At 36.3% G+C, this 14,383-nt stretch carries 11 protein-coding genes, 1 other RNA gene and 1 pseudogene; 10 read left to right on the top strand and 3 right to left on the bottom strand.

Features of this window, described 5'->3' with window-relative positions; translation table 11 throughout:
- Positions 1-54: 54 nt before the first annotated feature.
- On the bottom strand, positions 55-762 hold the full coding sequence (locus tag CBF30_RS02570) for an alpha/beta fold hydrolase (protein ID WP_170168912.1): 708 nt from the start codon (positions 760-762) through the stop codon (positions 55-57).
- Between the two features lie 215 nt (positions 763-977).
- On the opposite strand from CBF30_RS02570, the gene CBF30_RS02575 reads away from it, so the two are divergent.
- The 6 genes from CBF30_RS02575 to nth all read left to right on the top strand — a co-directional run bounded on the left by CBF30_RS02575 (position 978) and on the right by nth (position 8,735).
- A complete protein-coding gene (locus CBF30_RS02575; RefSeq protein WP_126822471.1) occupies positions 978-1,565 on the top strand; it encodes a lysozyme family protein in 588 nt (195 codons plus the stop codon).
- 77 nt (positions 1,566-1,642) lie between these two features.
- Complete coding sequence (locus tag CBF30_RS02580; protein ID WP_126822473.1) at positions 1,643-3,952, top strand: cation-translocating P-type ATPase; 2,310 nt, start codon at positions 1,643-1,645, stop codon at positions 3,950-3,952.
- A gap of 206 nt (positions 3,953-4,158) precedes the next feature.
- Complete coding sequence (locus CBF30_RS02585; RefSeq protein ID WP_281273583.1) at positions 4,159-6,252, top strand: LTA synthase family protein; 2,094 nt, start codon at positions 4,159-4,161, stop codon at positions 6,250-6,252.
- A 163-nt stretch (positions 6,253-6,415) separates the two neighbouring features.
- Entirely contained in the window at positions 6,416-7,360 is a 945-nt protein-coding gene (gene metA, locus CBF30_RS02590; RefSeq protein ID WP_126822477.1) for a homoserine O-acetyltransferase MetA, read from the top strand.
- Between the two features lies 1 nt (position 7,361).
- Positions 7,362-8,069 carry a DnaD domain protein gene (locus CBF30_RS02595; RefSeq protein WP_126822479.1) on the top strand — a complete coding sequence of 236 codons (708 nt, stop codon included), beginning with the start codon at positions 7,362-7,364 and terminating at the stop codon, positions 8,067-8,069.
- 18 nt (positions 8,070-8,087) lie between these two features.
- Positions 8,088-8,735, top strand: coding sequence for an endonuclease III (gene nth / locus CBF30_RS02600; protein WP_126822481.1), 648 nt, complete (start codon positions 8,088-8,090; stop codon positions 8,733-8,735).
- Positions 8,736-8,925: 190 nt separating this feature from the next.
- On the opposite strand, the gene CBF30_RS02605 is transcribed toward nth, so the two are convergent.
- Together CBF30_RS02605 and recU are read right to left on the bottom strand one after the other, a co-directional pair.
- Entirely contained in the window at positions 8,926-11,109 is a 2,184-nt protein-coding gene (locus CBF30_RS02605; protein WP_126822483.1) for a PBP1A family penicillin-binding protein, read from the bottom strand.
- On the bottom strand, positions 11,102-11,740 hold the full coding sequence (gene recU, locus CBF30_RS02610; RefSeq protein WP_126822485.1) for a Holliday junction resolvase RecU: 639 nt from the start codon (positions 11,738-11,740) through the stop codon (positions 11,102-11,104). Before recU ends, CBF30_RS02605 begins: the two co-directional genes overlap by 8 nt.
- A 55-nt stretch (positions 11,741-11,795) precedes the next feature.
- Here recU and CBF30_RS02615 point away from each other — a divergent pair, with 55 nt between their 5' ends.
- The 4 genes and pseudogenes from CBF30_RS02615 to CBF30_RS02630 all read left to right on the top strand — a co-directional run bounded on the left by CBF30_RS02615 (position 11,796) and on the right by CBF30_RS02630 (position 14,369).
- A complete protein-coding gene (locus tag CBF30_RS02615) occupies positions 11,796-12,344 on the top strand; it encodes an SLOG family protein (protein WP_126822487.1) in 549 nt (182 codons plus the stop codon).
- 70 nt (positions 12,345-12,414) lie between these two features.
- Positions 12,415-12,729, top strand: a pseudogene (gene gpsB, locus CBF30_RS02620) (cell division regulator GpsB); the annotation flags it as partial.
- Positions 12,730-12,766: 37 nt separating this feature from the next.
- An RNA gene (gene rnpB, locus CBF30_RS02625) (RNase P RNA component class B) lies at positions 12,767-13,139 on the top strand.
- Positions 13,140-13,226: 87 nt separating this feature from the next.
- Positions 13,227-14,369, top strand: coding sequence for a THUMP domain-containing class I SAM-dependent RNA methyltransferase (locus tag CBF30_RS02630; protein WP_170168913.1), 1,143 nt, complete (start codon positions 13,227-13,229; stop codon positions 14,367-14,369).
- Positions 14,370-14,383 lie beyond the last annotated feature (14 nt).

The raw sequence follows: 14,383 nt of genomic DNA on the forward strand, positions 1-14,383 counted from the left end.
CTTTTTATACGTGAACAAAACAGCACGAAACCAAAAAGGTTTCGTGCTGTTTTGTTAAGGATGTAAAAAATCCAAAACATATTTATTAAATAGAGAAGCGTTTGTTTTAAGCATTCGATGGTTGCCACTCGGGATAATGACTAGCTGTGAATTGGGAATACTATGAGCAATTTTTTTAGTATGTGCTGTTTTTATAATATCATTCTCTCCTGCTATAACTAGAGACGGAGTGCTGATTTTTTCTAAATCTTGCCAGTTCAAACCGCATTGCACGATAATCAGGTGCACAATACGCAAATATTTTCTAGTAAGGGGAATAAAGCTTAGGCACTTTAGTCCATAATAGAGTAAAGTCGCACCAAAACGTGGTCTTACTTTTAACCCATCAGGAGTAATGTTTCCAGCGTTCAAAATCATCTTATGAACTTTTTGGGGAAATAAGTGTGCAAACCACATGGCGATCATCGCACCGTCACTATAGCCTAGAAGATCAATGGTTTTAAAATTTTCAGCAGAACAAATACAAGCTAAATCACGTGCCATCTGTTCAAAATTGAGCGTGGTGCTATTATTTGAAGAGCGACCGTGATCTCTACTTTCCATGAAAACAAGCTGAAAAAAATTAGCAAATAAAGGAATTTGTTTTTTAAAGACGCGAGGACTGCCAGCGTTTCCGTGTAAAAAAATTAAGGGCTTCCCTTTGCCACAAATTTTATAGTAAATTTTAGTACCATCATAGGAAGAAATAGACTTTGTTTGCATGTATGTTCTCCTTTCAACAATTAACAGTATACTATTAATTTTAATTTTTTTATAGGAATAAGGAAAAGAACGGGAATTTTTCTCTTTTTTCTTGTTTTTAATAGTTAGCATGGGCTATCATAAGAGAATAGAACGGAATTTTAAATAAGAAAGGCTTTGGAATTATTTTGAAAAAAAGAAGAAAGAAGCACTGGCTTAGAAAAGTAGTTTTGAGTATGATTATTTTATTTATTGTGGCAGGCGGATGGTTTGGATTCAAGCTCAAACAAAGAGTGGATGAAGTCAAAAAATGGCAAAATACTGTAGCAACAGTCGCAAAAAAATATGATATCAGTGACTATCAAAATATTATTTTAGCAATTATTTTAACGGAGTCAAAAGGCAATCATGTGGACTTAATGCAAAGCAGTGAGAGTAAGTACGGGACTACTGACCAAGTTGGAACCTCAGAAGAAAGTATTGACAATGGTGTTAAATTTTTAGCTCAAGCAATTAAAAAGGCAAAAAGTGAAAACGTCGATATTTGGACGGCTATCCAGTCTTATAATTTTGGACTATCTTATATTGATTTCATTCAAAAAAATGGAAAGGTTTCATCGGTTAAATTAGCCGATCAATATTCTAAATCAAAACTCGCGCCTTTACTTGGAAACGAGACAGGTGAAAAATATCGATATTGGCATTTGCAGTCTATTCTTTATAATGGTGGGTATTTATATAAAGATGGAGGAAATATGTTCTATGCTGAAATTGTAAAATGGAATTTGAGAATCATGAAAATAATCAACTCTATTTTTCATTAGATATTTATTTTGTGTATTTTTTGGTATACTGTCTATGAGCAAAAACAAAAAGTAGAATTGAGGGAACAAAAAACAAGATGGCACACACAAATAATCAACTAAATGGCTTGACTGATATTGAAGTCAAAGAGCGTACTCAAAGAGGTCAATCTAATAATTATGAAGCAAACGTAGCAAAAACGAACCGTGAAATCATTCAAGAAAATTTATTGACTTTATTCAATTTTCTAAATGTATTAATCGGAATTTTTCTCGCACTTGTGGGTGCATTTAGTAACATGGCTTATTTAGCTATTATTGTTGTAAATATAGTAATCGGGATTTCACAGGAAATTCATGCAAGAAATCTAGTATCGAAACTAACAATTGTAAATAAAGCTAAAACCAAAGTAATCCGTAATGGTCAGACACAAGAAATTGATGCGACAGAGCTCGTATTAGATGACATTGTGCTTGTCTCAGCAGGTGAGCAGATTCCCGCTGACTTAACCATCTTAAAAGGCAAAGCAGAAGCCAACGAGTCTTTACTAACTGGAGAATCTGACTTAGTTGAGAAAGAAGAAGGCAGTCAACTTCTTTCTGGTAGTTACCTATCTAGTGGTCAGTGTTACGGGAGAGTCATCCATGTTGGGGCAGACAACTATGCAACCAAAATTGCGTCACAGGCAAAAGTGCATAAACCTATTCAATCTGAATTGGTCGCTTCAATCAGAAAAGTGTCAAAGTTTACGAGTTACATTATCATTCCACTTGGGATTATCTTATTTATTGAAGGAATCTTTATCAGAAGTAGTGATACAAAAACAGCTGTTGTTGCATCGGCTGCTGCGTTACTGGGTATGTTGCCAAAAGGATTAGTGCTTTTAATTAGTATCTCGCTTTCGACAGCTGTAATCAAGTTAGCCAAAAAGCGGATTTTAGTCCAAGATATGTATGCAGTTGAGACGTTGGCACATGTTGACACTCTTTGTTTAGATAAGACTGGGACGATTACTGAAGGGAAAATGAAAGTACAAAAAGTCGGGCTGCTCTCGAGTGTGTATGAAACCAAATTTCCTGAGATTATCGGGAGTTATTTAGCGAATAGTACGGATAATAATATTACCATTCAAGCGATACGAGATCATTTTGCAGAGTCTGATCGATACAAAGCCTCTGATATCATTGCCTTTTCTTCTGAACGTAAATGGGGCGCAATGTATTTAGAAAACGTTGGAACAGTCTTATTAGGCGCTCCAGAACGTTTGGCAAAAGAATCAGAGTTGCCTGTAGATGTCCAGCATGCGCAAGAAAAAGGATACCGCGTACTAATGGTTGGTTTGACAAAAGAAAAAGTAACCGAAGAAACAAGCTTAACTGGTATCACACCACTTGCCTTGCTTGAAATTGATGATCCTATTCGAGCGAAAGCAAATGAAACGTTGGCTTATTTGAAAGCTGAAGGAGTCGATTTGAAAGTAATATCGGGGGATAATCCAGTTACTGTTTCGAATATTTCAAGACGTGCCGGGCTTGTGGGATATGACAATTATATTGACTTATCTGCGTTAACAGACGAAAAAGAAGTCCGTGCGGCGGTAGCCCAGTATACGGTTTTTGGACGAGTTTCACCACAACAAAAGCGAATCATCGTCCAAGAATTGAAAGACAAAGAGCATGTAGTGGCGATGACCGGAGATGGGGTAAATGACGTTCTTGCATTAAGAGAGGCGGATTGTAGTATTGCTATGGCCGAGGGAGATAGCGCCACCAAGCAAATTGCAAATCTTGTCTTGTTGGATTCAGATTTTACCAGTTTACCTGATGTTTTATTTGAAGGACGACGTGTGGTGAACAATGTTACCAAAGTTTCGGGAATTTTCTTTATTAAAACCATCTATTCCTTAATTTTGTCCATCATTTGTGCAGTGACTGCAATTGCTTTTCCTTTTGTCCCTATTCAAATCACCTTGCTTGATTTAGCAATTGAAGGATATCCATCATTTTTCCTATCCTTTGAAGAGAACAAGAAGAAGGTTCGAGGGAAATTTTTACCAACGGTATTGAAAAGTGCTTTACCTAATGCGTTGCTAGTAACTTTGAATATCATCGCAGTGTATGCATACAGTCGAATGAACTCTCTAGGGAATTTAGAAACGACGACACTGATGTATTATTTATTAATTTCCATTAGTCTAATGGCAGTGGTGAAAGCTTGCTATCCATTTAATCCACTAAGAGTTTTCTTATCTGTAACGACGATTGTGGGAATATACGCAGCAGCTTATCTCTTTAGATCAATTTTGTATATTGGTACGCTGACAGCTAATACACTGCTTCCCTTTGTTGTTTTGTTAGTTATCACTATGATTTTGCGCCGGATTATTTTCAAAGTAACAAAAGTATGAAAAAGATGTGAATGGTGTGAGAAAAGATTGAAACATTTTTGTTTCAGTCTTTTTTTAATCAAAAGATATTGTTTTTTTGTTAAAAAAGGTATATTCTATGGTGTCGGTTAAAAATAAAAGGTATAATTAACATGAAATTTGCGTAAGTAGAACGTATAGTTAAGAGAACATTATGTTTTTGGAGGTTTATAAAGTAAATGAAAAATATTAAAAGTATAGCGAGTAAGCTGTATACAACTAGGATAGGCTTTTTTCTATTAGCGGTTATTCTGTTTTGGTTCAAAACCTACGCGATGTATAAGACAAAATTTTCTTTAGGAGAAAAGGGACTTGTACAAGAGCTGCTACTGTTTTTTAACCCGCTTGCGTTTACCCTGTTTATCTTTGCTTTTGCACTTTTTGCTAAAGGAAAAAAATCGTACATCATCTTACTAATTTTAGATTTTGTGCTATCGACATGGTTGTTTTCTAATATTGTCTATTATAGAGAGTTTTCAGATTTTATTACGGTCAGTATTATGAAAAGTTTTTCTAGTGTTTCAAACAATATGGGTTCTAGTGCTTTTGCATTGATGAAACCAACGGACTTGTTAGCCTATGCAGATGTAGTAGTTTTAGTCGTATTGTTGGCATTTAAAAAGATTAAGTTGGATAAAAAACCAGTGAAAAAAAGAGTGACACTGTCAATACTTGCTCTTGCGGTTCTAATCTTTACTGTGAATTTAAGTACAGCTGAAGCAGATCGACCACAATTACTAAGTCGGACATTTGATCGTAACTATATCATTAAGTACTTAGGATTAAATGTCTACGTTGTCTATGATGGGATTAAAACAGAACAAACAAATTTGGTCAAAGCCAAAGCAGATTCTAATGATTTAAATAGCGTGTTAGATTATGTTAAAAGTAACCAAACTTCTAAAAATGTAGAATATTACGGAAAGGCGCAAGGGAAAAATGTATTTGTGATTCACCTTGAAAGTTTCCAACAATTTTTAATTGATTACAAAGTGGATGGGCAAGAAGTAACACCTACCCTTAACAAATTTTATCATGATAGTAATACAGTTTCCTTTGATAACTTTTTCCACCAAGTCGCACAAGGAAAAACAAGTGATGCTGAAACAATGCTCGAAACTTCTTTATTTGGTTTGCCGCAAGGATCGGCAATGGTCACAGCGGGAACGGATAATACATTTCAAGCAGCGCCGGCATTACTAAATCAAAAGGGATATACAACGGCTGCTTTTCACGGTGATGTGGGGACTTTTTGGAATCGAAATAACGCGTATAAGTCTTGGGGCTACGACTATTTCTTTGATTCTAGCTACTATCCTTCTAATGAAAGTTATGAGTTAAATTATGGATTAAAAGATAAAATCTTTTTAAAAGAGTCAGCGCAGTATATTGAGCAATTGCCGCAACCATTCTATGCGAAGTTAATCACTGTTACAAATCATTATCCTTATCCATTAGATAGTCAAAATGCGTCGTTCCCTAAAACGACAACAGGTGATTCAACGGTTGATGGTTATGTCCAAACAGCCCATTATTTAGACCAAGCAATCAACGAATTTTTGACCTATTTAAAACAAACAGGTTTGTATGATAATAGTGTTATTATGATGTACGGAGACCATTATGGGATTTCAAGTAACCATAGCGATGCAATCAAACAATTACTCAATAAGAATGATTTTACCAAATATGATGATGCCATGTTCCAAAAGGTTCCGTTTATGATTCATGCCCCAGGTATTAAAGGGGGAGTCAATCATACTTATGGAGGGGAAATTGATGTTTTACCGACCTTGCTAAGTTTGTTAGGGGTAGATCATTCTAACAATATCTTTATTGGATCTGATTTGTTATCAGAAGATCATAAGCAAATTGTTTCGTTTAGAAATGGAGATTTTGTAGCGAAAGACTTTACCAAAGTGGGAAGTAAGATTTTTAATACCAGTACTGGGGAAGAAATACTGGAGCTTACAACCGAGCAACAAGCAACCATTAAAGCGGAGACTAAATATGTTCAAATACAACTGGATACCTCAGATCAAGTAATTAATGGAGACTTATTAAGGTTTTATACCTTACCAGACTTTAAAACAGTTAATAAATCAGACTATTCCTATGTGAAGAGCAAAGCGATTAAAAAGCTTAAATCAACCAAAAAGGGAACGAGCTTGTTAGAAAAATTGGGTAAGTCTACGGTCGATGAATACAAAACGGATGCACCAGAGTTAAATGATACATCCGATTCTAGCAGTAGTAGTACTTCGACAAGCGCCAACAATTAATCGTATTCTATCGCCTATAAGGGCAAAAGATTTCATAGAAAACTTTGGAAGTTTTAAGTTTCTATGGAATCTTTTGCTTTTTACATTTGAGGACAGACAGTTTAGTCTTAACTAGAATTATGCTATAATCAACTCATTGAGAAAATGAAAAGGAGAAGAGAATATGCCAATTCGTGTACCAAAAGATTTGCCAGCAATTAAAATATTAGAACAAGAGCATATTCTTGTTATGGATGAAAATCGAGCATTCCACCAAGATATCCGCCCTTTACGAATCTTGATTTTAAATATTATGCCTAAAAAAAGTGAGACAGAAACTCAGCTTATTCGCTTGCTTAGTAATACACCCTTGCAGTTATACATTGATTTATTACAAATGTCTTCACATGATTCTAAGCATACAAGTGTGGAGTATTTGGAGCGGTTTTATAAGAGTTTTGATGATATCAAAGAAAACTACTATGATGGGCTAATTATCACGGGGGCGCCAGTGGAGCAACTTCCGTTTGAAGAGGTGGATTACTGGAGCGAGCTATGTGAGGTGATGGAGTGGAGTAAAGCACATGTTTTTTCTACTGTACATATCTGTTGGGGAGCTCAAGCTGCTTTATACTATCACTACGGAATTCCGAAATATTCACTTACAACAAAGTTATCCGGTGTTTTTGAACATCAAAAATGTGATGATAATGAACGAATATTTCATGGGTTTGATGATCAATTCAAGGTCCCACATTCAAGATATACGTACACTAAAAAAGCGGATATTTTACAGCATAAGCAATTAAAGTTGCTCTCTACCTCAGAAGAAGCGGGGGTCTTTTTAGTCAAACATACAACAGATCGACAATATTTTTTGACAGGTCATCTTGAGTATGGACGGATGACATTAGCGAATGAATATCAAAGAGATCTTAAAAAAAAGGATGAACCGACCGTTCCAGAACATTATTTTGTAAAAAATCAGCTAGATTCCAGACCGCCCTTTTTATGGAAAAGCGCAGCTTCATTATTTTTTAGTAACTGGCTTAATCATATTGTGTACCCGGATACACCATTTGAACTCACCAAACTAGAAAAACTTCAATTAGAAGAGGGAGATTTTTAAAATGTTAGGGTTAGAGGAATATTTCAATGCGCAAGAGACCAGCGTATCCAACTTGTTTTTTCAATATTATAAAAAGTTAAATTTGAATGAAGTAGAGCTTGTGGTTTTTTTGCAACTTTTGTCCTTTCAGCAAAAAGGCAATAATTTCCCAGATTTAAAAATTATTGCTGAGTATATGAATTTAGAGATTGAGACGATTTTTCAAGTTATTCAAGCGCTGATATCAAAAAAAATGCTAGCACTTGAAACGACTAAAGATCAAGAAGGAAAGACCAAAGATCAGTATAATTTGACACCAATATTTGAAAGAATTGCCGCATGTATGGCGCAAACAAATAGAAAAATGGAATTCCAAAAAGAAAAGACAAACACACAAAACCTTTATCAGTTATTTGAAAGAGAGTTTTCTAGACCGCTCTCCCCTATTGAACTTGAAACGATTAGCCTATGGTTAGATGAAGATCAGTATCAGCCGGAAATGATTCAATTAGCACTTAGAGAAGCGGTTTTGAATCAGGCATATAGTTTGAAGTATATAGATCGAATTTTGCTGACATGGGAAAGAAGAGGCATTACAACGAAAGAACAAGTTGTTCAAGAGCAAAAAAAGAGAAAACGTCAAATCTTAGAAAAAGAATTGAGCGTGGAAGAAGCAGAAGAATTACCACAGGTTCCCTTATATAATTGGCTCAATCCAGAAGATAATTAAAAGAAATAAGGAGAAGACATGTTATCAAAAGAAAAAACACTTGAGGCAGTGGGAATTATGGCTGAGATGTTTCCCACTGCTCACTGTGAACTTACGTATCATACGCCCTTTCAGCTACTTATTGCGGTGATGCTCAGTGCACAAACTACAGATGTTGCGGTTAATAAAGTTACACCTAAGCTTTTTGCTGATTTCCCTAATCCAATTTCTTTGATGAATGCGCCTTTAGATGAGGTCATGGATGACATACGAACGATTGGACTATATCGAAATAAGTCAAAAAATGCTAAAGCATGTGCCAGAATGATCGTAGAAGAGTACAATGGAGAAGTGCCTGATACTATGGCGCAACTTATTAAATTACCAGGTGTAGGACGAAAAACCGCCAACGTTGTCCTTGGAGAAGCGTTTGGCATCCCCTCGATTGCTGTGGATACCCATGTTGAAAGAATAGCGAAAAGACTGAGAATCTGTAAACAATCTGCTTCCGTCTCTGAAGTAGAAGAAACGCTTATGAAAAAAATTCCAAAAGAGCTATGGATTCAAACACACCATCGAATGATTTTTTTTGGGAGATATCACTGCTTGGCAAAATCTCCACATTGTCAAGGGTGCCCACTGTTCTATTTGTGCAAAGAGGGGCACAAGCGTTTGAACATTCAATAGTAAATGATTGAGGAAAAAAAGTCTGTAACATAACTTGAAGATTATGTTACAGACTTTTTTATTCGGAATAAACGTTGGAGCACAAGCTACTAATTCGGATATAAATTAAAATTAACAAAAAAGTGAAAAGAAATTCCTATGAATTTCTTTTCACTTTTTAAGAGTTAAACACTTCAACGCTAACCTTTGTTTAATGACCTGAGGTTGTTGGTGTTGTAGATTCCGAGGTTTGCTCAGCTGTAGAAGAAGAGGTCTCAGCTGGAGTTGTAGTGGTTTCAGTTGTTGTCTCAGTACTCGAACTAGTTGTTGTTGGCTCTATAGTTGTGCTTTGAGTTGTGTAAGTTGGCTCTTGGGTACTTGAGTAGTAATAACTTGTACTGCTAGAAGTCACTGGAACATGTCCTTTTACATAGAGTTCAGAACCATATTTTGTGACCGAATCCGGTTGCGTCCAATCCTGTGTTTCAAGATTTTGAGAGATATGGCTCATCATATACCGGTAAATGGACGAGGAAATCTTCGAATCAGCACTAGAGATCGACTCGTTATAGTTTTTATTTCCTGTCCAAACGCCAATCGCATAGTTGGTCGTATAGCCAACAAACGTACTATCTGGAGAGCCATTTTGGTCGCCGATGATTTGGACATCATCAGTATAGTTTGAAGTTCCAGTTTTACCGGCTTGGATTAAACCAGCAATTTGAGCATTTCTCCCAGTACCTTCAGCAATGACATCCTTTAACATATCCGTAATCATGTAGGCAGTAGACTCTTTCATCGCACGGACGCCTTTGGGCTCAAAATCTTCTTCTTGACCGTTAGGATAGACCACTTTATTGACATAATACGGAGTGTAATAAGTCCCACCGTTGGCGAACGCAGAATATGCCGCAGTTAGCTTTAAGGAAGAAAGCGCACCTTGAATCGCGCTTGATTTTTGCAGTCCGTCTTTATAGGTAATGCCCAATCCTTTTAAAAACTCTGAGGATTTATCTAGACCAACGGCCATTAATGTCTTGGCAGCGGGTACGTTTCTAGAATCAATTAAGGCATTGCGGATGGTCATTGTTCCTTTGTAGGCATGATCATAGTTATTTACAGAGATATCTGTTCCTTCAAACTTGTATGGTCCATCGTAAACGGTTGTTCCAGTAGAATAATTTAAATATTCAATTGCAGGCCCATAGTCCGTAATCGGTTTTACAGTGGAACCGGCATCACGTACGCTACTCGTTGCTAAATTGTCACCAAGCAAAACGCCATCAGCAACTTTTCTAGAACCGATTTGAGCTCGAACTTGTCCAGTCTTAACATCCATCATTGTAACAGCCGTTTGGAAGTTATCACTAGGGAAGTTTATGTATTCACTGCTGTTGACTAGGTTATACAGATAATTTTGTGCATCCATATCAATATTTGTATAGATGTTCATGCCATCTGTATAAGGATTTTTTTTCGTTTTCTTTTGGACTTCGGCAATCACTTCTTTAAGATAATTATCTACTACTTTGCGTGAGTCAGAGGTTGTTTTTTGTTCAACTACTCCGTCTGTGATAGGTGTATTTATTGCTTTATCATACTCAGTTTTTGTAATTTTTTTATCTTTATACATCTCAGAAAGGACAGTATCCCGTCTTTCTTTGGTTGCTTTTTGTTTTTTTGCATCTTTTAACGTTGGGTCATAATCAGATGGAGCTTGAGGCATCCCGGCGATTAAGGCTGTTTGTGCGAGCGATAGTTGACCGAGCTTTTTGTTGTAGTAAGTTTCAGCCGCAGTCTCCATACCATATAAACCATTGGACATATAAACTTTATTGATATAATAAGTCAAAATCTCATCTTTAGACTTTTTGCGTTCTAATTGAATAGAAAGCCAAGCTTCTTGGGCTTTTCTCTTAATTGTTTGATCTTGTTCTTTCGTTGAAAAGTAGGATAACTTGATTAGCTGTTGTGTCAAGGTACTTCCACCTTGAAGGTTTCCCCCTCGAACGTTAGAAAGAGTGGCTCCTAAAATTCGAATGGGGTCGACACCAATATGTTTATAAAAACGCTTATCCTCAATCGAAGTAATCGCATCTTTCAACTGCTGCGGGATTTCTGTAGGCGTAATCGTGCTTCGCTTTTTTTCTCCCAATTCTAGAATTAAATTTCCTTTGACATCGTACACTTTACTCGAACGTGTATCTTCAAGCTTGCTTTCTTTTAGCGCAGGTGCATCTTTTGCATAGTACCAAAATAGTCCCACACCACAAAGAAAGCAAACACATCCAGCAAAAATCAGAATCAATAAAGCTCTTAGAAAAAAGTTTCTTTTCGGCTTTTTAGATGCGGATTTGTTTTGTCGACTCTGTTGTATGTTTTTTGTATCAGCCATTTATGTGCTCCTTTAGTTTTAAAATATATTTGTCTACAGCCTCTAAGTAAGGAATTTGAGGAGCAATACCTAAATTTATCTCATAGGTACTACTTTCAAAAATTGTTAGCGGAATAGATTTTCTTTTTAATTTTTCTTGGTTATCCCAAAGTTCTAAAAGTAGGGATGCTTCTAGAAAGAAACAGCGCTTTAAAGACGAAAACCAAACTAAGACAAAACAGATTCCTTGTTGTTTGACGCATGAGCGCATATGTTCGATTTGATGCTCATGAAAATTATTTAAAGGAAAAGAGGTTTTGTTTTTGGTTGCTTTTGCTTCAAAATCAATATAATATCCTTGATAGACACCATTATAATCCGTTGTGGAAGGTTGTGTAAAATAAGCTTCCTTGATAACAGCTGCACTACGGTTGGGGTAGTCCACTTTGACGATTTGAACAGGCGTGGGCTTCTTATGAATAACGGCTATCTGCCTATCCAGAAAGTACTGGTTACTTTGATTGATGGCCTCTTCGAAAACCATCCCCCGATTAGCAAATTTTCCTTTCTTAATTGTAGCTAAGTCTTGCTTTTTTGAGTAGGTTGTTTCATTCTTAAAATAGGCTTGACCTTTTGGGTAATTAACACCCATGATTATCACACTCCTAGATTACATTATACCAAAAAAAGAAAGAAAAGGAATCATTATGAACGAGATAAAAAGACTTTATGTCACTGGATATCGAGATTTTGAGTTAAATATTTTTAAAGAAGATGATGCCAAAATTGCAATCATTAAGAAAGTTTTAAAAAACAGACTAGTTAATTATTTGGAGCAAGGGCTAGAGTGGGTTCTGGTTGCTGGAAATTTAGGGACTGAATATTGGGCAGCTGAAGTTGTCAATGAATTAAAAAGTAGTTATTCTAAGCTTCAAATTGCGACAATTTATCCTTTTGAAAATTTTGGCGAGCAGTGGGGCGAAAAAAACCAAGTGAAAAGGGCTTATTTTAAAGAAAAATCAGATTTTGTGACAGCTACCTCATATCATCCTTACAAAAACCCAGCTCAATTGAGGGCTCATACTCAGTTTCTCTTGTCTCATACCGATGGTAGCTTGCTTTTATATGATGCAGAATTTCCAGGTAAGTCTGGTTACTTTTCAGACGATGCACATAAGTTTAGTGAAAATAAAGCGTATATTTTAGAATATATAACAGTAGATGACTTGCAAAATTCGGTTGATTATGAAGAATAGAATTGCTTTTCCACAGTTTTTTGGTTACAATATATAGTAATGATGCGAAATTTACAAGTGAGGTGCACAAATGGCTAAATTAATTTATTCAGCAAAAGAAATATTGCAAAAAGAATTTAAATCAAAAATGCGTGGCTATGATCCAGTTGAAGTAGATGAATTTTTAGATAACGTCATTAAAGACTATGAAACGTACAATAAAGATCTCTTGGCATTGCAAGAAGAAAATCAACGGTTAATCGCCAAGGTTGATCAATTAACTAAAAGTCAAGCAACACTTTCGCGTATTCAACAAGATGTACCAAAAAATACAACTGTGACAAATTTTGATATTTTAAAAAGAATTTCTAACTTAGAAAAACATGTTTTTGGAAGTAAGTTAGATAACGATGATGAAATCTAAACAACGTTTATTTATTGTAGTTTTCGGGTAATTGCGGTCTAATATTGATTAGGCTGAGGAAAGTCCATGCTCGCACAGTCTGAGATGTCTGTAGTGTTCGTGCTTAGCGAAATCATAAGCTAAGGTATCTTTTTAATAAGATAACGGCAGAAAAAACAGCTAAAGTTTTTAAACCATGCTGGAGTATTCTTGAAAGTGCCACAGTGACGAAGTAATTTTAGAAATGAAATTAGTGGAACGCGGTAAACCCCTCGAGCGAGCAACCCAAACAATGGTAGGGGCACTCTTCTTAAGGAATTCAACGAGGAGAAGAGACAAGTAATTTGTAGATAGATAATTACCAGTCTTATTTTTGCCTGAAAAAATAAGACTACAGAACATGGCTTATAGAAAACTACAATTCATCAGGTATTGCCTTCCGTATTTTATGGAGGGATTTTTTTTGGAAAAACATACCCTAGAAAGGGGCTTAATTTATAATGAAAGAATTTAAATTAGTTGCTACAGCTGCAAGTGGCATGGAAGCTTTGGTCGGAAAAGAATTACGTGATTTAGGGATTGAATGCCAAGTTGAAAATGGAAAAGCAATTTTTCATGGAAATCAAGAAACGATTGCGACTGCTAATCTATGGCTACGCACAGCTGACAGGATTAAAATTATTGTTGGTGAATTCGAAGCGAAAACATTTGAGGATTTATTTGAAAAGACAAAGGCATTACCTTGGGAAGACCTCCTTCCGTTGGATGCTGAATTTCCTGTAGCTGGAAAGTCTATCAAGTCGACTTTATATAGTGTGCCGGATTGTCAAGCAATCACCAAAAAAGCGATTGTTAGTCGCCTAAGTGAAGTGTACCATCGATATGGACGCTTACCTGAGTCTGGTGCATTATACAAGCTAGAAGTAGCACTATTAAAAGATAAGGTTACAATAACGCTTGATACGACGGGACCAAGTTTGTTCAAACGAGGATACCGTATTGATAAAGGTGGTGCACCATTAAAAGAAAACATGGCAGCAGCGCTCGTAATGCTGACCTCTTGGCGGAAGGATCGTCCATTTTATGATCCAGTTTGTGGGTCTGGAACGATTTGTATTGAAGCAGCACTTATCGGCCATAATATTGCCCCAGGATTTAATCGAAGTTTTGCCTGCGAGTCGTGGGACTGGTTTAAAAAAGAAGTTTTTGATAAGGTAAGACAAGAGGCCGAAAACCAAGCGGATTATGATGTTGAACTAGATATTTTGGGTACTGATATTGATGCTCGTATGATTGAAATTGCTAAAGCCAATGCGATAGAAGCTGGCCTAGGGGATTCGATTGAGTTTAAACAAATGCAATTACGTGATTTTACTACTACGAAAGAGTATGGAGTACTTGTAGCGAATCCACCCTATGGCGAGCGACTAGGAGAAGAAGAAGCGGTACAAAGGTTGTATAAAGAAATGGGCACGGTGTACCGTCCTTTAAAAACATGGAGCAAGTATATACTGACGAGTGACTTGACTTTTGAGACGCATTATGGTGCAAAGGCGACGAAAAAAAGAAAATTGTACAATGGTTCGCTACGAACGGATCTATTTCAGTATTGGGGAACACGTCCGCCAAGAAACAAAAAATAAAGGAAGTAGGGATA

This window comes from Vagococcus entomophilus (genome assembly GCF_003987595.1).
GTDB classification, from domain to species: Bacteria; Bacillota; Bacilli; order Lactobacillales; family Vagococcaceae; genus Vagococcus_E; species Vagococcus_E entomophilus.

Coding starts and splice junctions, on each gene's coding strand:
- CBF30_RS02570 (WP_170168912.1), bottom strand. CDS start 762: ATGCAAACAAAGTCTATTTCTTCCTATGATGGTACTAAAATTTACTAT.
- CBF30_RS02575 (WP_126822471.1), top strand. CDS start 978: ATGATTATTTTATTTATTGTGGCAGGCGGATGGTTTGGATTCAAGCTC.
- CBF30_RS02580 (WP_126822473.1), top strand. CDS start 1,643: ATGGCACACACAAATAATCAACTAAATGGCTTGACTGATATTGAAGTC.
- metA (WP_126822477.1), top strand. CDS start 6,416: ATGCCAATTCGTGTACCAAAAGATTTGCCAGCAATTAAAATATTAGAA.
- CBF30_RS02595 (WP_126822479.1), top strand. CDS start 7,362: ATGTTAGGGTTAGAGGAATATTTCAATGCGCAAGAGACCAGCGTATCC.
- nth (WP_126822481.1), top strand. CDS start 8,088: ATGTTATCAAAAGAAAAAACACTTGAGGCAGTGGGAATTATGGCTGAG.
- CBF30_RS02605 (WP_126822483.1), bottom strand. CDS start 11,109: ATGGCTGATACAAAAAACATACAACAGAGTCGACAAAACAAATCCGCA.
- recU (WP_126822485.1), bottom strand. CDS start 11,740: ATGGGTGTTAATTACCCAAAAGGTCAAGCCTATTTTAAGAATGAAACA.
- CBF30_RS02615 (WP_126822487.1), top strand. CDS start 11,796: ATGAACGAGATAAAAAGACTTTATGTCACTGGATATCGAGATTTTGAG.
- CBF30_RS02630 (WP_170168913.1), top strand. CDS start 13,227: ATGAAAGAATTTAAATTAGTTGCTACAGCTGCAAGTGGCATGGAAGCT.